At 75.3% G+C, this 19857-nt stretch carries 23 protein-coding genes and 1 pseudogene; 11 read left to right on the plus strand and 13 right to left on the minus strand.

The annotated features are described in order from the left end of the window. Positions 1 to 140 precede the first annotated feature (140 nt). Positions 141 to 1136 (minus strand): aldo/keto reductase, encoded by a 996-nt coding sequence (locus ACQFYA_RS15360; protein WP_499125603.1) that lies wholly within the window; start codon positions 1134 to 1136, stop codon positions 141 to 143. A gap of 134 nt (positions 1137 to 1270) precedes the next feature. On the opposite strand from ACQFYA_RS15360, the gene ACQFYA_RS15365 reads away from it, so the two are divergent. Both ACQFYA_RS15365 and ACQFYA_RS15370 read left to right on the plus strand, forming a co-directional pair. Next, positions 1271 to 2197: an aldose 1-epimerase family protein gene (locus tag ACQFYA_RS15365; protein WP_499125605.1), complete on the plus strand. Its 927-nt coding sequence runs from the start codon at positions 1271 to 1273 to the stop codon at positions 2195 to 2197. A 136-nt stretch (positions 2198 to 2333) separates the two neighbouring features. Then, entirely contained in the window at positions 2334 to 2936 is a 603-nt protein-coding gene (locus ACQFYA_RS15370) for a GDSL-type esterase/lipase family protein (protein WP_499125607.1), read from the plus strand. Between the two features lie 27 nt (positions 2937 to 2963). Here the strand turns inward: ACQFYA_RS15370 and ACQFYA_RS15375 are convergent, their stop codons facing one another. Together ACQFYA_RS15375 and ACQFYA_RS15380 are read right to left on the minus strand one after the other, a co-directional pair. After that, the gene (locus ACQFYA_RS15375) at positions 2964 to 3491 is read right to left on the minus strand and encodes a mycothiol transferase (protein WP_499125609.1); all 528 of its coding nucleotides are present in this window, start codon (positions 3489 to 3491) and stop codon (positions 2964 to 2966) included. A gap of 37 nt (positions 3492 to 3528) precedes the next feature. After that, positions 3529 to 4329 carry a DUF4097 family beta strand repeat-containing protein gene (locus ACQFYA_RS15380; RefSeq protein ID WP_499125611.1) on the minus strand — a complete coding sequence of 267 codons (801 nt, stop codon included), beginning with the start codon at positions 4327 to 4329 and terminating at the stop codon, positions 3529 to 3531. A 155-nt stretch (positions 4330 to 4484) separates the two neighbouring features. On the opposite strand from ACQFYA_RS15380, the gene ACQFYA_RS15385 reads away from it, so the two are divergent. After that, on the plus strand, positions 4485 to 4559 hold the full coding sequence (locus ACQFYA_RS15385) for a 50S ribosomal protein bL37 (RefSeq protein WP_375791718.1): 75 nt from the start codon (positions 4485 to 4487) through the stop codon (positions 4557 to 4559). A 100-nt stretch (positions 4560 to 4659) separates the two neighbouring features. On the opposite strand, the gene rsrA is transcribed toward ACQFYA_RS15385, so the two are convergent. From rsrA to ACQFYA_RS15400, 3 genes are read right to left on the minus strand one after another with little or no spacing between them, the layout of a single operon-like run. Next, complete coding sequence (gene rsrA / locus ACQFYA_RS15390) at positions 4660 to 4935, minus strand: mycothiol system anti-sigma-R factor (protein WP_499125612.1); 276 nt, start codon at positions 4933 to 4935, stop codon at positions 4660 to 4662. Continuing rightward, a complete protein-coding gene (locus ACQFYA_RS15395) occupies positions 4932 to 5822 on the minus strand; it encodes a sigma-70 family RNA polymerase sigma factor (RefSeq protein WP_499125614.1) in 891 nt (296 codons plus the stop codon). Before ACQFYA_RS15395 ends, rsrA begins: the two co-directional genes overlap by 4 nt. Before the next feature lie 50 nt (positions 5823 to 5872). Beyond that, on the minus strand, positions 5873 to 6844 hold the full coding sequence (locus ACQFYA_RS15400; RefSeq protein ID WP_499125615.1) for a helix-turn-helix domain-containing protein: 972 nt from the start codon (positions 6842 to 6844) through the stop codon (positions 5873 to 5875). Positions 6845 to 6937: 93 nt separating this feature from the next. Here ACQFYA_RS15400 and ACQFYA_RS15405 point away from each other — a divergent pair, with 93 nt between their 5' ends. From ACQFYA_RS15405 to ACQFYA_RS15425, 5 genes are all read left to right on the plus strand, one after another. Continuing rightward, positions 6938 to 7084 carry a hypothetical protein gene (locus ACQFYA_RS15405; RefSeq protein ID WP_499125617.1) on the plus strand — a complete coding sequence of 49 codons (147 nt, stop codon included), beginning with the start codon at positions 6938 to 6940 and terminating at the stop codon, positions 7082 to 7084. A 45-nt stretch (positions 7085 to 7129) separates the two neighbouring features. After that, positions 7130 to 7684, plus strand: a complete 555-nt coding sequence (locus tag ACQFYA_RS15410) for a DoxX family membrane protein (protein WP_499125618.1) — start codon at positions 7130 to 7132, stop codon at positions 7682 to 7684. Positions 7685 to 7769: 85 nt separating this feature from the next. Continuing rightward, positions 7770 to 9131 (plus strand): 3-phosphoshikimate 1-carboxyvinyltransferase, encoded by a 1362-nt coding sequence (gene aroA / locus ACQFYA_RS15415; RefSeq protein ID WP_499125619.1) that lies wholly within the window; start codon positions 7770 to 7772, stop codon positions 9129 to 9131. Then, positions 9131 to 10174, plus strand: a complete 1044-nt coding sequence (gene rsgA, locus ACQFYA_RS15420; protein WP_499125620.1) for a ribosome small subunit-dependent GTPase A — start codon at positions 9131 to 9133, stop codon at positions 10172 to 10174. The genes aroA and rsgA overlap by 1 nt, the downstream gene beginning before the upstream one ends. Positions 10175 to 10247: 73 nt before the next feature. Continuing rightward, positions 10248 to 10742 carry a MarR family winged helix-turn-helix transcriptional regulator gene (locus ACQFYA_RS15425; RefSeq protein WP_499125622.1) on the plus strand — a complete coding sequence of 165 codons (495 nt, stop codon included), beginning with the start codon at positions 10248 to 10250 and terminating at the stop codon, positions 10740 to 10742. A 55-nt stretch (positions 10743 to 10797) separates the two neighbouring features. Here the strand turns inward: ACQFYA_RS15425 and ACQFYA_RS15430 are convergent, their stop codons facing one another. Then, complete coding sequence (locus ACQFYA_RS15430) at positions 10798 to 10935, minus strand: hypothetical protein (protein WP_499125623.1); 138 nt, start codon at positions 10933 to 10935, stop codon at positions 10798 to 10800. A gap of 71 nt (positions 10936 to 11006) precedes the next feature. On the opposite strand from ACQFYA_RS15430, the pseudogene ACQFYA_RS15435 reads away from it, so the two are divergent. From ACQFYA_RS15435 to hisN, 3 genes and pseudogenes are all read left to right on the plus strand, one after another. Then, positions 11007 to 12185 (plus strand): annotated as a pseudogene (locus ACQFYA_RS15435) (MFS transporter); the annotation flags it as partial. Further along, positions 12185 to 12757: a hydrolase gene (locus ACQFYA_RS15440; RefSeq protein ID WP_499125625.1), complete on the plus strand. Its 573-nt coding sequence runs from the start codon at positions 12185 to 12187 to the stop codon at positions 12755 to 12757. The pseudogene ACQFYA_RS15435 and the gene ACQFYA_RS15440, both read left to right, overlap by 1 nt. Before the next feature lie 186 nt (positions 12758 to 12943). Beyond that, a complete protein-coding gene (gene hisN / locus ACQFYA_RS15445) occupies positions 12944 to 13765 on the plus strand; it encodes a histidinol-phosphatase (RefSeq protein ID WP_499125627.1) in 822 nt (273 codons plus the stop codon). 86 nt (positions 13766 to 13851) lie between these two features. Here hisN and ACQFYA_RS15450 read toward each other — a convergent pair whose 3' ends face one another. The 6 genes from ACQFYA_RS15450 to ACQFYA_RS15475 all read right to left on the minus strand — a co-directional run bounded on the left by ACQFYA_RS15450 (position 13852) and on the right by ACQFYA_RS15475 (position 19742). After that, entirely contained in the window at positions 13852 to 15786 is a 1935-nt protein-coding gene (locus ACQFYA_RS15450) for an FtsX-like permease family protein (protein WP_499125629.1), read from the minus strand. After that, positions 15783 to 16499 carry an ABC transporter ATP-binding protein gene (locus ACQFYA_RS15455; protein WP_499125631.1) on the minus strand — a complete coding sequence of 239 codons (717 nt, stop codon included), beginning with the start codon at positions 16497 to 16499 and terminating at the stop codon, positions 15783 to 15785. The genes ACQFYA_RS15450 and ACQFYA_RS15455 overlap by 4 nt, the downstream gene beginning before the upstream one ends. Beyond that, positions 16496 to 17026: a PadR family transcriptional regulator gene (locus ACQFYA_RS15460; RefSeq protein ID WP_499125632.1), complete on the minus strand. Its 531-nt coding sequence runs from the start codon at positions 17024 to 17026 to the stop codon at positions 16496 to 16498. Before ACQFYA_RS15460 ends, ACQFYA_RS15455 begins: the two co-directional genes overlap by 4 nt. A gap of 125 nt (positions 17027 to 17151) precedes the next feature. Further along, positions 17152 to 17682 (minus strand): DUF6912 family protein, encoded by a 531-nt coding sequence (locus tag ACQFYA_RS15465; RefSeq protein WP_499125633.1) that lies wholly within the window; start codon positions 17680 to 17682, stop codon positions 17152 to 17154. Between the two features lie 33 nt (positions 17683 to 17715). Continuing rightward, positions 17716 to 19086 carry a CpaE/TadZ family protein gene (locus ACQFYA_RS15470; RefSeq protein ID WP_499125635.1) on the minus strand — a complete coding sequence of 457 codons (1371 nt, stop codon included), beginning with the start codon at positions 19084 to 19086 and terminating at the stop codon, positions 17716 to 17718. Next, positions 19086 to 19742, minus strand: coding sequence for a CpaB family protein (locus ACQFYA_RS15475; RefSeq protein ID WP_499125637.1), 657 nt, complete (start codon positions 19740 to 19742; stop codon positions 19086 to 19088). Before ACQFYA_RS15475 ends, ACQFYA_RS15470 begins: the two co-directional genes overlap by 1 nt. Between the last annotated feature and the right edge of the window lie 115 nt (positions 19743 to 19857).

Raw genomic sequence — 19857 nt, forward strand, 5'->3', positions numbered from 1 at the left:
GATAGAGAAGCTGGATCCGCGAGATAGAGAAGGGGCGGTCCGCACCTGGTGCGGACCGCCCCTTCTCTATCTCGCGGATCCAGCTTCTCTATCTCGGCCCCGTGGTCACCCTCGGCGGGCGGCCTGCGGACGGCCGGCGCTCACCACCTGTCGTGCACGTGCTCCCTGATCGAGTCGGAGTAGATCTCCCGCACGCCGGACGTGAACAGCGGGCCCAGCGTCTGCGCCGAGCCGGCCGCGGCGTTGAGGCGCGCCTGCTCGACGCTCCGCGCGCCGGGGATGACGGTCGAGACGCCGGGCTGCTGCCACACCCAGGCGATGGCCGCCTGCGCGGGCGTGAGGTCCTGGTTGAGCGCGGACCCCGCGAGGTCCGTGAACCGGGCGGCCGCGTCGACCCCGACGTCGAACGGGACCCCGGAGAACGTCTCGCCCACGTCGAACGCCTTGCCCTCGCGGTTGAACGTGCGGTGGTCGTCCTCGCCGAACGTCGTGTCGTGCGTGTACCGGCCCGACAGGAGGCCGGAGGCGAGCGGCACCCGCGCCACGACGCCCACGCCGGCGGCGGAGGCCGCGGGCAGCACCTCGTCGAGCGGCTTGAGCCGGAACGCGTTGAGGATGATCTGCACGGTGGCGACGCCGGGACGGGCGATGGCGGTGAGGGCCTCGTCGACCGTCTCCACGGAGACGCCGTACGCGGAGGTCACACCGTCGGCGACGAGCGTGTCCAGCGCGTCGTAGACCTCGTCGTCGGAGTACACGGCCGTGGGCGGGCAGTGCAGCTGCACGAGGTCCAGGGTGTCGACGCCGAGGTTGCGGCGCGACCGGTCGGTCCACTCCCTGAAGTTCGCGAGCACGTAGTTCTCCGGCACCTGGTCTGCCCGACGGCCCATCTTCGTGGCCACGGTGATCCCGTCGTCCCGGTGGTCGGCGAGGAAGGCGCCGATCGCCGACTCGCTGCGACCGTCGCCGTAGACGTCCGCCGTGTCGAAGAACGTCACCCCGGACTCGAACGCGGCGTCGAGGACCGCTCGGGCCTGGTCGTCGTCGACCGTGCCCCAGTCGCCCCCCAGCTGCCAGGTTCCCAGGCCGACGACCGACACCAGCCGGCCGGTGCGGCCGAGCACCTGTTTCTCCATCGTTCCTCCGTTCGTGCCGCGCGTCGTGGACGAGCGGCGCGTGGCCCCGCGCACGCGAGGGGACGTCCTGTCAGATCTGCCGCCTCTACGCTACGTCGCCCGCACCGATCCGGCGTCCCGACTACGGTGTGAGCGTGAACACCGCTGATGACCCCGCCGTCCCCGCCCCGTCGGGCCGGCAGTTCCGCATCGCCTCGGGCGAGCACCGGGCCACGATCACCGAGGTCGGCGCGATGGTGCGCGAGTACACCGTCGCCGGCCGGGACGTCTTCGTGCCGTTCCGTGAGGACGAGCCCGCCCCCGTCTTCAACGCCGCCGTCCTCCAGCCCTGGCCGAACCGCCTGCGCGACGGCGTGTACGCCGTCGACGGCGTCCGCTACCAGGTCGCCGTGAGCGAGCCCGACCGCGGCACCGCGCTGCACGGCCTCGTCTGCTGGTACCGGTGGACGCCGGTCGAGGTCGCCGACGACGCCGTGACCCTCGAGCTCGCCCTCCCGGCCCAGAAGGGCTGGCCGTTCCAGCTCGTCCTCCGGGCCCGGTACGCCGTGTCCGACGCCGGCCTGGAGGTCGTCGTGGGTGCACGCAACGTCGGCACCGGGACGGCGCCGTACGGCGTCGGCTTCCACCCGTGGCTGTCCACGGGCGGCGCCCCGCTGGACGCCTGCACCGTGAGCCTCGACGCGACCACGCACGTCACGGTCGACGACCGCCTGCTGCCCACGGGCACCGAGCCCGTGGCCGGCCCCTACGACCTGCGTGCCACCCGTTCGCTCGAGGGCCTGGACCTCGACGACGCGTGGGTCGGCGCGACGCGCGACGACGCCGGGCTCGCCTGGACCCGCCTCGGCCGCCCGGACGGCAGCACGGCCGCGATCTGGATGGACGACTCGATGGACTGCTGGCAGGTCTGCTCGGCCGACCACATCGACGGCTACGAGCGGTTCGGGCTCGCGGCCGAGCCGATGAGCTGCGTCGCCGACGCCTTCAACACCGGGGAGCGCCTGGTGCGCCTCGCCCCTGGCGACGAGCACGTCGTGCGGTGGGGCGCCACCCTCCTCTGACCGGGCCCGAACGTCCGGCCGGTGAACCCCGGCCTCGACGCACGGTCCGGCTCGGCGTGGGATCCTGCCACCCGGCCGGGCCGCGGGCCAGAATGGCCGCGCAACTGCGAGACAGGACTTGGACGGTGAAGGCTCTGTGACCCAGACCGAGGTGCGCATCTGCGTCGTGGGCGACGAGCTCAGCGTGGGCGTCGGGGACGCCCGCGCCCTGGGGTGGACGGGGCGCGTCATGGCCCGCACCCGGTTCGGCCGGCCGGCGATGGCGTTCACGCTCGCCGTGCCCGGGGAGACCAGCTCGGCGCTCGGCGCGCGCTGGCAGGCGGAGACGGAGTCGCGCTTCGGCCCGGAGAGCACGTGCGAGAACCGCCTCGTCGTCGCCCTCGGCCGGCACGACGTCGACTCGTCGCTGTCGGTGGCGCGGTCGCGGCTCAACCTGGCGAACATCCTCGACGTCGCGGAGACCAGCCGGATCCCGGCGTTCGTCGTCGGCCCCCCGCCGGGCCGGCCCGAGGACGGGGGGCGCATCGCGGACCTGTCCGGCGCCTTCTCGGACGTCGCGAGCCGGCGCCGCGTGCCGTACGTCGACACGTACACGCCGCTGGCGCAGCACGAGCAGTGGCTCGCCGACCTCGCGACGAACGGCTCCACCTACCCGGGGCAGGCCGGCTACGGCCTCATGGCGTGGCTCGTGCTGCACACCGGCTGGCACGCGTGGCTGGGTCTCCCCGCCGACGAGTGACCCGCCGACGGGTCACCTGTCGGGCCGTCAGAGGCCCGCGCGATCGGCCAGGCCGCGGACGTACGCGGCCTGGCCGACGTGCTGCAGGTCGTCGGCGACGACGCTCACCAGGCGCACCCCGAGCGTGACCGGCGGGTCCCACGCGGAGTCCACCACGCGCTCCAGGTCCGCGGCGGTGACGGTCTCCAGGTAGGCCGTCGTCGCGGCGTGCACGTCGTCGAGATAGCCCGCGAGCAGCTGCGCGTCGACCTGCACGGCCGCGACATCCTGGGGCGTGTGGCCGTACCCGGTGTCGGCCGGGTCGAACGGCAGGGCGAACTTCTGCGCCCAGCCGCCCGCCGTCCAGCGCTGCTCGGTGCCGGCCACGTCGGCGACGTGGTCGTCCTGTACGCGCGCCAGGTGCCACACCAGCCACGCGACCGTGTTGGCCTCCGGGTCGGGCCGGTACGCGAGCTGCTCGGCGGTGGCCCCGCGGAGCACGCGGCGCGCCCCGTCGACGACGCGCCCGAAGGCGTCGGTCAGCAGGGCGACATGGGGTGCGGACGGTGTCGTCATCGTGCCTCCTCGTCACCGGCGCCCGGGCGGGCGTCGGTCAGCGGCGGTCGACGGTGACGTGCGCGGACGTCACCGTCGCGGACAGGTAGGCGGCGCTGCGGCCGCCGGCGGGCTGCTCCCCGTGGTCGACGACCAGGGTGGCCCCGGAGCTCGGCAGCACCGAGCCGTCGAGGACCACCTGGCCCGACGCGCCGCGCACCTTGAGGTTCACGGGCGTGCCGGCCGGCAGGCGCAGGTCGATCGCGCCCGACACGGTCTTGGCCGTGATCAGGGGGCTCGCCTGTGCCGCGGTGATCGTGGCGGCGCCGGACACCGTGCTGAGGGACACCCGCGCGAGGTCGCCGGAGAGCGCGATGGACCCGGCGGCGCTGCTCGCTGCGACGTCGCCGGTGTGCCCGTCCGCCGACATGGTGCCGGACACCGTCTTGAGCGACATCGGCCCGGTGGTGCCGGACGTGCGGACGGCGCCGGTGACGGTCTTGACCCCGACCTTCCGCCCGCCCGTGACCTCGACGTCCGCCCCGAGCGTGCCGACGTCGACCGCGGACTCGGCCGGCACCACGACGCGCACGACGGCGTGCTCGCTCTGCCGCGGGTTGCGCAGCTTCGCCATCACGGAGTCGAGCACGGAGCTCTCGTAGCCGACGCGCAGCCGGTCGCCGTCGCGGGTGACCTGCACGGGCTTGGCGCCCACCTCGATCAGCTCGATCCGCACGGCGGTGGCCGCCGGGTCGGCGACGACGTCGGCGCGGCCGTCCTGCAGGCGCAGCGTCACCCCCGCGACCTGCTCGACGTCGATGGTCTGCGGGGCGGCGACCGCCCACGACTCCGTGCTCATGAGGCTCCCTGTGGTGCTCGGGCTGCTGGGGACGGGCACCACCCTGTCAGAGGGCACCGACCCGGCGGATCGGGGATCCCCCGGATTCCGACCCCGGGCCTCGCGTGTGGGACCATGGACCCGACCCCTCGTCCATCTTTCGTGAGGAGACCACTATGAGCAAGCGCGGTCGTAAGCGTCGCAGCCGCAAGGGCAACGGCGCGAACCACGGCAAGCGTCCCAACGCCTGATTCACCGTCTCGCGAGATAGAGAAGCGTCTCGTCGAGATAGAGAAGAGCCGACCGCAGCTGGCTGCGGTCGGCTCTTCTCTATCTCGACGAGACGCTTCTCTATCTCGCGAGGATCGTGATCTGCTGGTGGATCCGCACCCGGAGCGTCTCCGGCGCGCGCTCGGAGCAGGAGCGCCGGACCAGCTGCTTGACGAGCTCCTCGACGCTCAGCTCCGCGAGGCACGGCGAGCAGTGCGCCACGTGCGCGCGCATCCGCTGCTCGTCCTCGGGCGTCATCTCGGAGTCCAGGTACTCGTTCAGGTGCACGAGCGCGTGCTCGCACTCGTTCTCCCCCGCGGCACGCTCGTGCGGGATGGGGGTGACGGGGTCGGTCATGACGCTCCTCCGCGAGCAGAGACCAGTCCACGCTGTGCGGCGTAGTCGGCGAGCAGCTCGCGCAGCTGCCGGCGTCCGCGGTGCAGCCGGGACATCACCGTCCCGATCGGCGTACCCATGATCTCGGCGATCTCCTTGTAGGGGAAGCCCTCGACGTCGGCGTAGTAGACGACCATGCGCCGGTCCTCGGGCAGCTCCTGCAGCGCCCGCTTCACGTCGGAGTCCGGGAGCCGGTCGAGCGCCTCGGCCTCGGCCGACCGCAGCCCCTGCGACGTGTGCGACGCGGCGCGCGCGATCTGCCAGTCCTCGACGTCCTCGGCCTGGGACTGCTGCGGCTCGCGCTGCTTCTTGCGGTAGCTGTTGATGAACGTGTTGGTGAGGATGCGGTACAGCCAGGCCTTGAGGTTGGTGCCGGGCTTGTACTGGTGGAACGCGGCGAACGCCTTGGCGAACGTCTCCTGCACCAGGTCCTCGGCGTCCGCGGGGTTGCGCGTCATGCGCAGCGCGGCCGAGTAGAGCTGGTCCAGGTACTGCAGGGCGTCGCGCTCGAACCGCGCGGCCCGGGCCGCGCTGCCCTCTCCCTCGGGGGCACGTTCCGTGTCCTCGGGGATCTCCTCGCCGTCCGGGTTCTGCCCGGTGCTCCCGCGCGGGGCGTCGCCCGCCGGGTCAAGGTCCTGGGTCATCACCGTCGAGCCTAGTCCAGGCACTGGGTGGGGTCCTCCGATCCACGGGGAGTGCAGGGTGGTCGCGTCCTCCGCCGCCCGTCCCGCCGAGCCCGCGGGCAGGGCGCCCGCCGGGACGGCGAAGAGCCGCACGGACTCACGTCCGGGTGCGGGGGTGGCGGCGAGCGCCGTCGGGAAGGTGCGGGTGTTCACGTGGCAGTGCAACCTCCGCACCCGCGCGCGCATTCCCGTGACGCGCAGGCATCGCCTCGGCCTCAGGAGGCCAGCGTCCCCACCGGGTCCGCGAACCGGCGCCGGTACGCGACCGGGCTGGTGCTGAGCTGCCGCGCGAAGTGGTGGCGCAGCACGGGCGCGCTGCCGAACCCGCAGAGACGGGCGATCTCGTCCACGGGCGCCTCGGTCGACTCGAGCAGCTCCTGGGCGCGGGCCACCCGCTGGCGGGCCAGCCACGCGGCCGGCGTCGTCCCGGTCTCCTGCCGGAAGCGCCGCGCGAAGGTGCGCTCCGACAGCGCTGCCCGTCGCGCCAGCCGGGGCACGGTGTGCTCCTCAGCCAGGTGGTCGCGCATCCAGGCGAGCAGGCCCGCGAGGGACTCCCCCTCGCGCGGCAGCGGGTCCACGACGAACTGGGCCTGACCGCCCTCCCGCTGGGGCGGCACCACCATGCGCCGCGCGATGCTGCGCGCCGCCTCCGCGCCGAGCTCCGACCGCACGAGGTGCAGCGCCGCGTCGATCCCCGCCGCCGTGCCCGCGGACGTGAGCACGCGCCCGTCCTCGACGTAGAGGGCGTCGGGGTCGACGACGGCCGTCGGCACCTCCGCCGCCAGCCGCTCGGTGTACATCCAGTGGGTGGTGCAGCGCCGGCCGTCGAGCAGCCCCGCGCGGGCGAGCGCGAATGCGCCGGAGCAGATGGCGAACAGCCGGGCCCCCCGGGCGTGGGCCCTCCGCAGCGCCTCGAGGTACGCGGTCGGGAGGGCGCCGTCGCCGTCGTCGATGCCGTAGGCGACCGCGATGACGAGGTCGGCGTCGTCGAGCGCCTCGAGGCCGTGCTCCACGACGACGGGGAAGCCGCCCTTGGTCATGACCGGGCCCGGCACGGGAGCGCACAGGGTGAACTCGAACGTCGGACCGCCCGTGTCGCCGCGGTCGATGCCGAACACCTCGTAGGCGACGCCGAGCTCGAACGGCGCGACGCCGGGGACCACGACGGCGGCCACCTTCCGGATCATGCCGCCATCGTCCCATCCGCGTGGCGGAATGTCGATGCATCCTGTCACTCCTGCCACTCGTGGCAGAAGTTGGGCGCGCGAAGAATTACTGCCATGACCGCAATGATCCTGACCCTCGTCGCCCTGCTCGTGGCCACCTACGCCACGCGCCTCGTCCGCACGGTCCGCCGCGACGGCCTCGGCTCCCGCCGCCCGCCGCGCTCGCACCCCGACTGGTGGGAGGACACGTCCCCCACCTGACCACGTCGCCGCGCAAGCCCGGGGACGCTCTGCCACAGTGGGGCCATGTTGCTGCGCCGTATCGCCCGACCCCTGCTCGCCGCCCCGTTCGTCTATGACGGGATCCAGGCCGCGATCCACCCGGCCGAGCACGTGGACGCCGCCCGCGACGGCTCCGCCCTCGTGACGGACGCCGTCGGCGCCGAGCCCCTGAGCGACCGGCAGCTCGGCCTGCTGGTCCGGGCGCACGGCGCCGTGACCGCCGCCGCCGGCGTGCTGCTCGCCGTCGGGCGCACCCCGCGCACCGCGGCGCTCGTGCTGGCCGCGCTCTCCGCGCCGCTCGCCGTCGCCCACCAGCCGTTCACCAGCAAGGGCGCGGAGCGCAGCCTGCGCACCGCGGCCTTCGTCAAGGACCTCGGCAAGATCGGCGCCGCCGTGATCGCCGGCGTCGACCTCGAGGGTCGTCCCGGCGTCTCCTATCGCGTGCAGCAGGCGCGCAAGCACGCCGCTCACGTCGCCGAGGCGAAGGCCGAGACGGTCAAGGCGAAGGCGGACTCCGTGAAGCATGCGACCACGGCCGAGGCGGCGAAGCTCCGCGCCAAGGTCGCCGAGGCGGTCTGAACCGCCAGCCCCCGGGTGCCGCCGAGCCCCGCCGGGCCGGCGAGACGCGCGGCCCCGCGGCGGGCGGTGAACTAGCCTCGGTGCCATGACCTCCGCCGTCCCGCCGCACGTCGCCCCGCCCGCCCCCCACGCCGGGGACGGCACGGGGACCGACGGCTGGGCGGCACCGGTCGCGACCGGTCCCCTCGACGCCACCGTCGAGGTGCCGGGCAGCAAGTCGCTGACCAACCGGCTGCTGGTCCTCGCCGCGCTCGCGGACGGCGAGGGCACCCTGCGCGGGGCGCTGCGCTCGCGCGACGCCGACCTGATGATCGGCGCGCTGCGCGCCCTCGGGGCGGGGATCGCCGAGGGCGACGACCCCAGCACCCTGCGCGTCACGCCGGGCCCGCTGCGCGGCGACGTCGACGTGGACACCGGCCTCGCCGGCACGGTCATGCGGTTCCTGCCCCCGGTCGCCGCGCTGGCCGACGGCCCGGTGCGGTTCGACGGCGACCCCGAGGCCCGCGTGCGACCGATGCTGCCCGTGCTCGCGGCCCTGCACGGCCTCGACGTGCGGGTCACCGCCGACGGTGGCGCCGACACCCCCACCCACCTGCCGTTCACCGTGCACGGCACGGGCCGGGTGGCGGGCGGTGCGGTCGACGTCGACGCGTCGGCGTCGTCGCAGTTCGTCTCCGCGCTGCTGCTCGCCGGCGCGCGCTTCGAGCGCGGCCTCACCCTGCGGCACATCGGCACCACCCTGCCGAGCCTGCCGCACATCGCGATGACCGTGGCCACGCTGCGCGACGTCGGCGTCGAGGTCGACGACTCCCGCGACGGCATCTGGCAGGTCTCCCCCGGGACGATCGCCGCCCGCGACGTGCGCGTGGAGCCCGACCTGTCGAACGCCGCCCCGTTCCTCGCCGCCGCGCTCGTGGGCGGCGGCACCGTGCGCGTGCCCGGCTGGCCCGCGGAGACGACGCAGCCCGGCGGGCTGCTGCCGGACCTGTTCGCCCGCCTCGGCGCCGACGTCCGGCGGGACGGCGACGTCCTGGCCGTCACCGGCACCGGCGAGGTCCGGGGCGTCGACCTGGACCTGCACGCCGCGGGCGAGCTCGCCCCGACGTTCGCCGCCCTCGCGGCGCTCGCGGACTCCCCCAGCCGCCTGCGCGGCATCGCGCACCTGCGCGGCCACGAGACGGACCGCCTGGCCGCGCTCGCCACGGAGATCACGCGCCTCGGCGGCCAGGCCGAGGAGACGCGCGACGGGCTCGTCATCACGCCGCGGCCGCTGCACGGCGGGCTGTTCCGCACCTACGCCGACCACCGCATGGCCACCTCGGCCGCGGTGCTGGGGCTCCGGGTGCCCGGCGTGCGGGTCGAGAACGTGGGAACCACCGCCAAGACGCTGCCCGGCTTCGACGCGATGTGGCTGCGGATGCTGGGCGACGCGGGGGTCGGGGCCTGATGGCCCGCCACGCCGTCGACGAGCACGCGCAGTACGAGCGGCCCTCGAAGCGCGGCACGCGCCCCCGCACCAAGCAGCGCCCCGAGCACACCGACGCCGTCACCGGGATGGTGACGGGGGTGGACCGCGGCCGGTACACGCTCGTGGTCGACGACGGCACGCCCGACGAACGCACCGTGCTCGCCATGAAGGCGCGCGAGCTCACTCGCACCCGCGTCGTCGTGGGCGACCGCGTGGACGTCGTCGGCGACACCACCGGGGACGAGGGCTCCCTGGCGCGGATCGTGCGGATCCAGGACCGGACGTCCGTGCTGCGCCGCACGGCCGACGACACCGACCCGTACGAGCGGATCGTCGTCGCGAACGCCGACCAGCTGGTCGTCGTCACGGCGCTCGCCCAGCCGGAGCCCCGCACGGGGATGATCGACCGCTGCGTCGTCGCCGCGTACGACGCCGGCATGGACGTGCTGCTGTGCCTCACGAAGGCGGACCTGGCCGACCCCGCGCCGCTGCGCGAGCTCTACACGCCGATCGGGGTCGACGTCGTGGTCACGCGGCAGGACGACCCGACGAGCGTCGAGGCCGTCCGCGAGCGCCTGAGCGGCCGCACCTCCGTGCTCGTGGGGCACTCAGGGGTCGGCAAGTCCACGCTCATCAACGCACTCGTGCCGCTCGCCGACCGCGCCACCGGCGTGGTGAACGACGTCACCGGGCGGGGGCGCCACACGTCCACGTCGGCGGTGGCGCTGCGGCTGCCGGCGTCGCCCGAGCAGGACGCCGAGCGCGACGGCTGGGTGGTCGACACGCCGGGCGTCCGGTCGTTCGGGCTGGCGCACGTGGAGACGGACCACCTGCTGCAGGCCTTCGAGGACCTCGCCGAGGTCGCCGCGGAGTGCCCGCGGGGCTGCACGCACCTCGCGGACGCCCCGGACTGCGGGCTCGACGACTGGCTCGCGGCGTCGCCGGACGACGAGCGACCGGCGCGCGAGGCCCGGGTCGCGTCGTTCCGGCGCCTGCTCACCGCCCGCCACGCCGCCGACTGACCTTCCACGGCGCGCGGTGTGATTCATCAGGCAAGACTTGTCAGTCTGGACTGATGAGTTTTATCGTGGAGCGGTGCCCCCCTCCACCGACCCCGCCCTGGCCGCCGAGGCCGCCCGCGAGCTGCGCTCGCTCGTGGGCCGCCTGCGCCGCCGGTTCATCGAGCTGAGCGACAACCAGGAGCTGACCCCGTCGCAGACGGCGCTGCTCTCCCGGCTCGCCAAGCACGGGCCGGCGTCGCCGAGCGCGCTCGCCGCCGCCGAGCGGGTCCGGCCGCAGTCGCTCGGCGCCACGCTGGGCGTCCTGGACGTGCGCGGGCTCGTGCGGCGCGACCCCGACCCGACCGACGGCCGCCGCCAGGTGGTGTCCCTGACCGACGACGGCCGCGCGTTCGTCGAGGGTCGGCGCGAGGCCGGGCAGGAGTGGCTGACCCACGCGCTGCAGGAGCGGCTCGCCGCCGAGGAGCTCGCCGCCGTCACGTCCGTGCTGGCCCTCTTGGACCGCACCCTGCTGGACGGCCCGGACGCCGCGCTCCCCGCCACGACCCCCACGGAGGCCGCCCGCCCGTGACCCCGCTGCACCGCCCCGCGCCTCGTCCGGCCACGGCCGCCGCGGCACCGGAGGGCTACGACACCCGCCTCACCCTGCCGTTGGCGCTCGGCTCGCTGCTCAACCCGATCAACTCGTCGATGATCTCGGTGGCCCTCGTGCCCATCGGGATCGCGTTCGGAGCCCCGGCGGCCCAGACGGTCTGGCTGGTCACGGCGCTCTACCTCGTGACGGCGGTCGCGCAGCCCGTCGTCGGCCGGGTGGTCGACCTCGTCGGGCCGCGCACCCCACCTGGTGGGCACGGCGCTGGTCGGGGTCGCCGGGTTGCTCGGCGCGTTCGCGCCCACGCTCGGCCTGCTCGTGCTGGCCCGTGCCCTGCTGGGCCTCGGCACCTGCGCGGCGTACCCGGCGGCGATGTCGCTGGTGCGGCGGGCCACCGACAGGTCCGGCGAGGGGCGCGGCACGGCCGCCGTCCTCACCGTCCTGGCCGTGACGAACCAGGTCGTGATGATCGTGGGGCCGACGCTCGGCGGCCTCCTCGTGGGGCTCGGCGGGTGGCGCGCGATCTTCCTCGTCAACGTCCCGCTCGCCGTCGCGTGCCTGGTGCTCGGTGGGCTGCGCCTGCCCCGCACGCCGGGCTCCGACCGTCCGGCCTCCGACGGAGCCCCTCGGCCCTCCGTCGCGACCCGCCTCGACGTGGCAGGGGTGGTCCTGTTCGCGGCGGCGCTCACCTCGTTCATGCTGGTGCTGGTCGGCGCGACGCCGTGGTGGGTGCTCGCCGTGACCCTCGTGACGGGCGCCGCCTTCGCCCGGCACGAGCTGCGCGCCGCCCACCCGTTCATCGACCTGCGGCTGCTCGCCGGGAACCGCCCGCTGCTGCTCACCTACGCCCGCGCCTTCCTGACGGCCACCGCGACGTACGCGTTCATGTTCGGTTACGTCCAATGGCTCGAGCAGAGCCGGGGCCTCAGCGAGGCGGCCGCCGGGCTGCTCATGCTGCCGACGTCGGTCGTCGCGGTCACCGTGGCGTCGGCCACCGGGCGCCGCGCGCCCGTCCGGGCCGCGCTCCTCGTCGGGGCGGCGTCGCTGCTGCTCGGCGCCGCGGTCCTCGCCGCCGTGCAGCCCGGCAGCCCCACCTGGGTGCTCGTCGTCGCCGGCGTCGGGATCGGTGGCATGCAGGGCCTGTCGGGGCTCGCGAACCAGAAGGCCCTCGCCCAGCAGGCGGACAGCCCGACCGTCGGCGCGGCGGCGGGCCTGCTGCGCACCTTCATGTACGTCGGCGCGCTCGTCTCCACGGCGGCCATCGCCGCCCTCTACGCCGACGGGCCCACGACCGCCGGCCTGCACGACCTCGCCCTGGCGATGGCCGGCTGCGCCGCCGTCGTCCTCGTCCTCACCCTGGCCGACCGCTCCCTGCGCCGGCCCGCCACCCCGCCCGTCCCCACCCCCGGAGAGACCCCCTGATGACCTTCACCACCCTCGACCCCCGCACCGCGCTCGTCGTCATCGACCTGCAGGCCGGCATCCTCGCCGCGCCGGTCGAGCCGTACCCGGCCGACGCCGTGCTCGCCCGCAACGTCGAGCTCGCCGAGACGTTCCGCGCCCGCGACCTGCCGGTCGTCCTGGTGCGCGTCACCGCGGCGCCCGACGGCGCGGACGCCGTGCCCGGCCGCACCGACGCGCCGCGCGGAGGGGCGCGCCCCGACGGCTGGGACGTGCTCGCGCCCGCGCTGCACGCCGCGCCGTCCGACGTCGTCGTGACCAAGCGGAACTGGGGCGCCTTCTACGGCACCGACCTCGACCTGCAGCTGCGCCGCCGCGGCATCACCCAGGTCGTGCTGACGGGCATCGCCACGAGCATCGGCGTCGAGTCCACCGCCCGCGCCGCGCACGAGCACGGCTACCACCTCTCCCTCGTCACCGACGCGATGGCCGACCGCTCCGCCGAGGACCACCGGCACTCCGTCGAGCGCGTCTTCCCCCGCATCGGCGAGTGCGGCACGTCGGCCGAGCTGCTCGCCCTCCTGCGCGGCTGAGCCGCACGTCCGGTCAGTCCCGCGCGACGCTCTCCGTCGTGCACGGCACGACGCGCGGCCGCGGGTGGTCCGTCTGCGCCGTCACGCGGCCGCCGCAGGCGCCGGGGCCGACACGATCGCCGCCACTCCGGCCCCCCACCGCGCGCCGGGGCCCGGACGGCAGCCGGGTACCGCTACCGTGTGACCGTGCCGTACACACAGCCGTCTCCCAGCCCGACCAGCGGCCCCGCGCGCACGTACGAGGACGACCTGCGCCTGGCCCACGTGATCGCCGACCAGGTGGACGCGATCACGATGTCCCGCTTCAAGGCCGTCGACCTGCACGTCGAGCAGAAGCCCGACGACACCCCCGTCTCGGACGCCGACCGGTCCGCCGAGGAGTTCATCCGCGCCCAGCTGCACCGGGCGCGCACCCGCGACGCGGTCGTCGGCGAGGAGTACGGCTCAGCCGGCAGCGGCGCACGGCGCTGGATCATCGACCCGATCGACGGCACCAAGAACTTCGTGCGCGGCGTGCCCGTGTGGGCCACGCTGATCGCGCTGGCCGACGGCGAGGACGTCGTCATGGGACTCGTCTCCGCGCCCGCGCTCGGCCGTCGCTGGTGGGCCGCCAAGGGGTCGGGGGCCTGGACGGGCAAGTCGCTCGCGTCCGCCTCGCGCATGTCGGTCTCCGGCGTGAGCGCGCTCTCCGACGCCTCGTTCGCCTACTCCTCCCTGTCCGGCTGGGAGTCGCACGGCAAGCTCAACGGCTTCCTCGACCTCACCCGCCAGGTGTGGCGCACCCGCGGCTACGGCGACTTCTGGTCGTACATGCTCGTCGCCGAGGGCGCCGCCGACGTCGCCGCCGAGCCTGAGCTCGAGGTCTACGACATGGCCGCACTCGTGCCGATCGTCACCGAGGCCGGCGGACGCTTCACCGCCCTCGACGGCACCCCCGGCCCGTGGCACGGCAACGCGGTCGCCACCAACGGCCACCTGCACGACGAGGTGCTCGTCTACCTGGGCTGACCCCACCCTGGCGTTGTGGGTACGAAGACGGCGAGAATTCCTCGGGGAATTCTCGCCGTCTTCGTACCCACAACGCTCGAGGCGGGCTATTCGCGGCGGAGCAGCTCGGGGGTGACGCGTGTGCGGATCAGCGGCACCGTCGCCACGGCGACGAGCGCACCGCCGCCGAGGACGAGCGCCACCGCGATCCCCCACCGCCCCGGGCCGAGCAGGCCGTCCAGCTCGGCCATGCGGGCGTACGCCCGAGCGAGCACCAGCCCGCACCCGGCGCCCAGCGCGGCCGACACGGCGACGGGGACCAGCACCTGGAGGAGCTGTCCCCCGCGCAGCACGCGTCCCGGCACGCCGACCATCACCTGCCGCGCCACGGCCCGACGGCGCTCCACCGCGCGGTCCGTCGCCGTCAGCGCCAGCACCAGGAGGCCCACGCCGACCGAGAGCCCGGCGAGCGAGAGGACGGCGACCCGCACGCGGTCCACGTACTCCACGTCGTCGAGCGGGTACGGTTCCGCGCGGTATCCGTGCGCGTCGGCCCAGGCCGCGACGGCCTGCTGCACCGCGACGCCGCCGTCGGCGACGACGTCCGCCCGGGTCGGCGCACCGGTCATGTCCTCCACCAGCGCCTCGGGCACGAAGACCACGTAGTCCGCGCCGTAGACCCACCGATCCACCTGCGCCCGCTGGTCCACCACGATCGGCCTCGGCGAGGGCACGAGATCGACGCTCGGCGCGGCCGGGTCGGACTCGTCGGTGGTGACCAAGAACGACGCCGTGGGGTCGAGGGGGCCTTGGTCGGGCAGCCGCTCCGCGACGTGGTCGGCCGGCCCGTCGCCGACGATCCATGCCGCCCTCGCGTCGTCGCACCCGGATGCCTCGACGACGAGCGCCAGCTCGGCACACGTGCCGACGAAGACGGCCCCACACCCCATGACATCGACCTCGGGGTCGCACGGCATGGCCAGGTTCGCGTCTGCGACGACGCCGATGACGCCGGGAACGCCCTCGACCGTGGACAGCGTCTCCGGGTCGAACGCGCCCTCGCCGTCCCCATCCGGCGACGCCCACAGCCACAGCTTCTGGGGCCCGTCCTCCACGGTCTGCAGGGCGTACCGGTACTGCGGCGTGCTCTCGAACGCGCCGACGACCCCGAGCGCTCCCATCGTCAGGAACGTGGCCACCCCCAGACCCGCCACGACGCGTGCGGCGCCCGCCGAGTCCGTCTCGATCGACCGCCCGGCGAGCACCGCGACGATCCGACCGGAACGTACGAGCAACCGCGCGCACCACCCGGCGAACAGCGGCGTCGTCAACGCGATCCCGACCGCGGCGAGGAGGGATCCCGCCAGCAGCAGTGGCTCCGCGGGGACGGCTCCGGCGCGCTCCGGGTCGATCGCCACGACCCAGGCGAGGAGCGCGAGTCCTGCCGCGGGGACCAGGAGCCGCCAGAGCCGCGGGACGCGCCGCGCGGCCTCGGACCGTGCACGGCCGGGCAGCTCCCGGTTCCAGGAGGCGCCCGTCCCGACGACCATCGACAGGATCGTCACCACGGCGAGCACAAGGGTGGCCGTCGCCCACGAGACCTCGACGGGCTGGGCCAGCCACCCGGGTCCACCCACGACGGCGCGGCTCGCGGCAGGTACCGCCAGCATGGTGAGTACCGCACCGGGGACGGCGCCCGCGAGCGCCGGCACGCCGTTCTCGACGGCGGCGACGGCGCGGGCGCGGCCGGGGGTGAGCCCGATCATGCGCAACGCCCCGAGCCGCCGGTCGCGCACCCCCGAGGACAGCCGCCCGACCGTGACGAGCAGGACGACCGCGGGCAGCAGCAGGAACAGATCGATGCCCACGAGCTGGGCCCGAGCCTGTCCGCGCTCGACCGGATCGGGGTAGATCGCCGCCGGCAGCACGAGCGCGACCAGCAGGAGCGCCACCCCCACGACGTTCCCGACGGCGATCGACCAGGCGCGCAGGGGGCCGCCCGCGCGCACGAGCCGCAGCCCGAGCGCGATCGTCGCGCTCACGGCCGCTCGCTCGTCGCGACCGCCGGCACGGCGGCCGGTGCCCCGCCGCCGGAGCCCACGACGCGCCCGTCGCGCAGCAGCACGTCGCGGTGGGCCCACGACGCCACCCGCAGCTCGTGCGTCACCAGCAGGACGGCGGCGCCCTGCGCGACGGCAGCGTCGACGAGGGCCTCCAGCACGAGCTCGCCGGTCGTGGTGTCGAGGGACCCGGTCGGCTCGTCGGCCAGCACCACGGGCGGGCGGTGCACCAGCGCCCGCGCGACCGCGCCCCGCTGCGCCTGCCCGCCGGACACCTCGCTCACCCGCTTGTGCGCGTGCGCGGCGATGCCGAGCCGGTCGAGCATCGCGAGCGTCTGGGCCCGCGCCGTGGTGGCGCGCACGCCGGTGAGGCGCAACGGCAGCTCCACGTTCTCGGCGATGGTCAGCTCGGGCACGAGGTCGCCCATCTGGAAGACGAACCCCATCTGGCGCAGCCGCAGGTCCGAGCGCCGTCGCTCGGACAGCGTGTCGAACCGCTCCCCCGCGAGCCACACCTCGCCGCCGTCCGGCCGAAGCAGACCCGCGAGCAGGTGCAGCAGCGTGGACTTGCCGGAGCCCGACGGACCGAGCAGCGCGACCACCTCGCCCGGCGCGAGCGCCACGTCCACGTCGTCGAGCACGGGCGTGACGCCGTAGGCGTGACGGAGGCCGCGGCCCTCGAGGACGGCGCTCATCGCCCGGCCTCGCGCACCCCGTCGGCGATGGTCGCGAGCCGGGCCGACGCCAGCTCGATCCACCGCAGGTCGGCCTCGAGGTGGGCGGTCTCGTAGTCGCCCGCCAGCCGGTCGACGACGTCCCCCGCACGGCGCGCAGCCGTCAGCTCGCGCATGCGGTCGAGGTAGACGCGGCGGTGCGCGTCGAGCACCAGGTCGGCCTGCCGACCGGCGACCAGGGCGAGGACGACCCGGGTGAAGAGCTCGGAGGGACGACCGCCCGGCGGGTGCGGCGCGGCGAGCCAGTCGTCCAGCTCGGTGACCCCTGCCGGCGTGATGGCGTAGACCTTGCGGTCGCCGCCCGCGCCGGCCTCGACGCCCACGCCGGACGCGAGCCCGTCTCGCTCGAGCCGGGCGAGCGTCGAGTACACCTGGCCGTACTTGAGCTCTCGGTCGTGACCGAGCAGGGCGTCGTAGCGGCGCTTGAGGTCGAAGCCGTGCGAAGGGCCGTCGTCGAGGAGTGCCAGCAGCGCCATCGGTACGGTCATGAGCGGAACCATACACCCGGTGTATACACCGGGTGCATGTCGGACGTCGTTTGTGGGTACGAAGAAGGCGAGAACTCCCCGAGGAATTCTCGCCGTCTTCGTACCCACAACGCTCAGGCGGGCTGCTAAGGGCGGGGGATCTGCGGGATCTCGGTCGGGTGGTACCAGAGGAGGTCGCGGTCGGTGACGCGCTGGAGCGCGCCGTCCAGCGCCTCCTCGGACGTCGCGAGGCCGCCGGTGCGCTCGGCGTCGTTCTCCTCGTCCGCGGCGGCGAGGACGGTCCGCACATCGGCCGTGGCGTCCGGCTCGTCGACGTGCACGGCGACGACCCTCACCCCCGACAGCGCGGTGACGTCCACGGCGCTGGGCTCCTCGGCCTCCGTCGCCGCGGCCACGGAGTCGTCGGGCACGTCGAGCGAGACGACGACGCGCAGCGGCGGGGCGCCCCGACGCAAGGCCACCAGGGCCAGGGAGTCGTCCGCCGCGGCGAGGAACGCCTCGTACTCGCGGCTCTCGTCGTCCTCGTCGGGGAGCTCGCGCACCAGCGCAGGCGTCACGGCGTGCGCCCGGCGCGAGGGCACGTCCCACCGCGCGCCTCCGGCGGCGACGACGGCGCCCTCGAGCTCGTCCAGCGTGGCGGGAACGTAGATACGCATGCGCACAGTCTGCCGTCAACGGCAGGCCGCCGCTCACACCGTGGCGGCGACCGCCGTCCGCACCCGCTCGGCGAGCCCGTCGAACGCCGCGCTCGCCGGCGAGCCCGGCGCCTGCTCGGCGAGCGTGCGCCCCACCAGGAGCGCGGCGTCGAGACCGGCGGGGTCGTCCGGGACCAGGTGCACGTCCTCGACCCCCGCGTAGCGCGCGAGCGCGTCCCGCACGCCCGCCTCGGGGTGCGCGCCGACGGCTGACGACCGCACGCGGTTCGCGACCACGACCCGCTCCCCCGCGACCGGCACGGGCACCTCGCGCAGGTCCTCGAGGCCGCGCACGAGCCGCTGGATGCCCACCGGGTCGGCGGCCCCGACGACCACGACGACGTCCGCCGCCTGCAGCGCGGCCAGGGTCGCCCCGTTCCGCTGCGGCGCGTGCGTGTCGTACATGAGCAGCTCGTCGGCCTCGAGGAGCGGGCCGCAGTCCACGACCGTCCAGTCGGCGAGCTCACGCGCGCGCTCGAGCACCACCTCGATCGCGCTGGCCGGCAGCTCGGGCCACCGCGCGGCACGGGTGATCCCCGTCAGCACCCGCAGCCGGCTCCCGACCACCGGGCTGTGGCGCGCGAGGGTCGGCAGGTCGAGCGAGCCCTGTCCCGCCGCGCGCGCGACCGCGGCCAGCCCGGGAGCGTCGTCGAGCAGGCCGAGACGGGCCGCGACCGACGCGCCGTAGGTGTCCGCGTCGACCAGGAGGACGCTCTCCTGCGCCGGGACGACGGCGTCCGACCGCCCCCGGCCACGACGGCGCCGCCCGCCGCGCCCCGCGAGGCCGCCGAGCCCCGCCGCGAGCTCCAGGGCGGTCGTCGTCCGGCCGGGCGCACCGACGGGGCCCCACACGGCGACCACCTGGCCGCGCCGCGGCGCGGCGTCGTCGGCGACGAGATCGTCCAGGTCGAGGCCGCCCGGACCGGCGAGCGGGTCGTCCTGGTCGTCCGGGGCACCGGGGCCGACGACCAGCGCGGCCGCACCGCCGCCGTCCGCCGCCGCGGGCGCGCGCACCGCCGCGGCCTCCCGGACGGCACCGAGCAGCACCGCCTCGTCGTACCGCTCCACGACCGCGTCGACGCCGAGCGCGTGCAGCCGGGTCGTCGGCGCGGTGTCGACGCCCAGCGCGACGACGCGCACGCCCGCGGCGTGCAGCCGCCCGACCGACTCGCGGTCCAGGCCGGGCAGGTCCGCGGAGACCACCGCGACGCCGCCCGCCCCGGCGGCGGCCGCGGCCAGGAGCTCGGCGACGTCGCCGCAGCGGCGGGTGACCGTCGCCCCCGAGCCGGGCCCGCCGAGCGCGAGGACGACCTCCGTCTCCATGCCGCCCCGCACCGCGCAGAGCACGGTGACGTTGGCGGCCATCAGACGCCGGTCCCGGCCTGCGGCACCACAGTGACGCTGCCGGGCTCCGCCAGCGCCTGGAGCACGGCGGGCAGGTCGTCCGTCGGGACCAGCACGTGCAGCGTGGCACCGTCCGAGACGACGAGCCCCGTGCCCGCCTCGTCGACCTGCTCCACGACGACGCCCGTCACGAGCGGCGCCGGCTCGGCGGCGGGGGCGTCCGCCCCGGCCTGGGCCTCGGGCGCGGACCACAGGTCGACGACGGCGCCCGGGGTGACGTGCGCCGACATCGCCTGGTCCACGGGGACGGAGACGGAGCGGACGTCCACGTCGGCGGCGTCGCCCAGGGCCGAGCGGGCCACGAGCTCCCCGTCGTCGACGACCCGCAGCGCCACGAGCTCGTCGGGCAGGGCCTGGTCGGCCCGCAGGTAGAGCTCGGTGCCGGAGTCGATCCGGACGTCGACCGTGCGCAGCTGGTCAGGGTGCACCGCCTCGCCCGGCGTGAGGGCGCCGTCGGCCACGTACACGGGCACGGTGCGGCCCGCCGAGGACACGGCCCAGGACCCGAGGGCCACGGACGCGGCGACGATGACGACGCCGACGACCAGTCGGGGGTCGCGCCACGTGGGCCGGCGCAGGCGTGCGGCCACGGGGGCCGGCAGGGTGTCGGTGCTCACGGACGTCCTCCGGGGTTGTCAGGGGCGCAACGTCGCGCGGAACCTATCATCAGGCACCCCACGCGTGCTTTCGGCAACCACTGTGGACAACCGCGGTCATCGCCGATCACCGCTG

The sequence above is a fragment of the Promicromonospora sp. Marseille-Q5078 genome (assembly GCF_050315395.1).
Lineage (GTDB): Bacteria > Actinomycetota > Actinomycetes > Actinomycetales > Cellulomonadaceae > Isoptericola.

What these genes read in the sequence shown, in the direction of transcription:
- ACQFYA_RS15360 (WP_499125603.1), bottom strand. Translation starts at nt 1,136, where the DNA reads ATGGAGAAACAGGTGCTCGGCCGCACCGGCCGGCTGGTGTCGGTCGTC.
- ACQFYA_RS15375 (WP_499125609.1), bottom strand. Translation starts at nt 3,491, where the DNA reads ATGACGACACCGTCCGCACCCCATGTCGCCCTGCTGACCGACGCCTTC.
- ACQFYA_RS15380 (WP_499125611.1), bottom strand. Translation starts at nt 4,329, where the DNA reads ATGAGCACGGAGTCGTGGGCGGTCGCCGCCCCGCAGACCATCGACGTC.
- rsrA (WP_499125612.1), bottom strand. Translation starts at nt 4,935, where the DNA reads ATGACCGACCCCGTCACCCCCATCCCGCACGAGCGTGCCGCGGGGGAG.
- ACQFYA_RS15400 (WP_499125615.1), bottom strand. Translation starts at nt 6,844, where the DNA reads ATGATCCGGAAGGTGGCCGCCGTCGTGGTCCCCGGCGTCGCGCCGTTC.
- ACQFYA_RS15405 (WP_499125617.1), top strand. Translation starts at nt 6,938, where the DNA reads ATGACCGCAATGATCCTGACCCTCGTCGCCCTGCTCGTGGCCACCTAC.
- ACQFYA_RS15410 (WP_499125618.1), top strand. Translation starts at nt 7,130, where the DNA reads ATGTTGCTGCGCCGTATCGCCCGACCCCTGCTCGCCGCCCCGTTCGTC.
- aroA (WP_499125619.1), top strand. Translation starts at nt 7,770, where the DNA reads ATGACCTCCGCCGTCCCGCCGCACGTCGCCCCGCCCGCCCCCCACGCC.
- rsgA (WP_499125620.1), top strand. Translation starts at nt 9,131, where the DNA reads ATGGCCCGCCACGCCGTCGACGAGCACGCGCAGTACGAGCGGCCCTCG.
- ACQFYA_RS15440 (WP_499125625.1), top strand. Translation starts at nt 12,185, where the DNA reads ATGACCTTCACCACCCTCGACCCCCGCACCGCGCTCGTCGTCATCGAC.
- ACQFYA_RS15455 (WP_499125631.1), bottom strand. Translation starts at nt 16,499, where the DNA reads ATGAGCGCCGTCCTCGAGGGCCGCGGCCTCCGTCACGCCTACGGCGTC.
- ACQFYA_RS15460 (WP_499125632.1), bottom strand. Translation starts at nt 17,026, where the DNA reads ATGACCGTACCGATGGCGCTGCTGGCACTCCTCGACGACGGCCCTTCG.
- ACQFYA_RS15465 (WP_499125633.1), bottom strand. Translation starts at nt 17,682, where the DNA reads ATGCGTATCTACGTTCCCGCCACGCTGGACGAGCTCGAGGGCGCCGTC.
- ACQFYA_RS15470 (WP_499125635.1), bottom strand. Translation starts at nt 19,086, where the DNA reads ATGGCCGCCAACGTCACCGTGCTCTGCGCGGTGCGGGGCGGCATGGAG.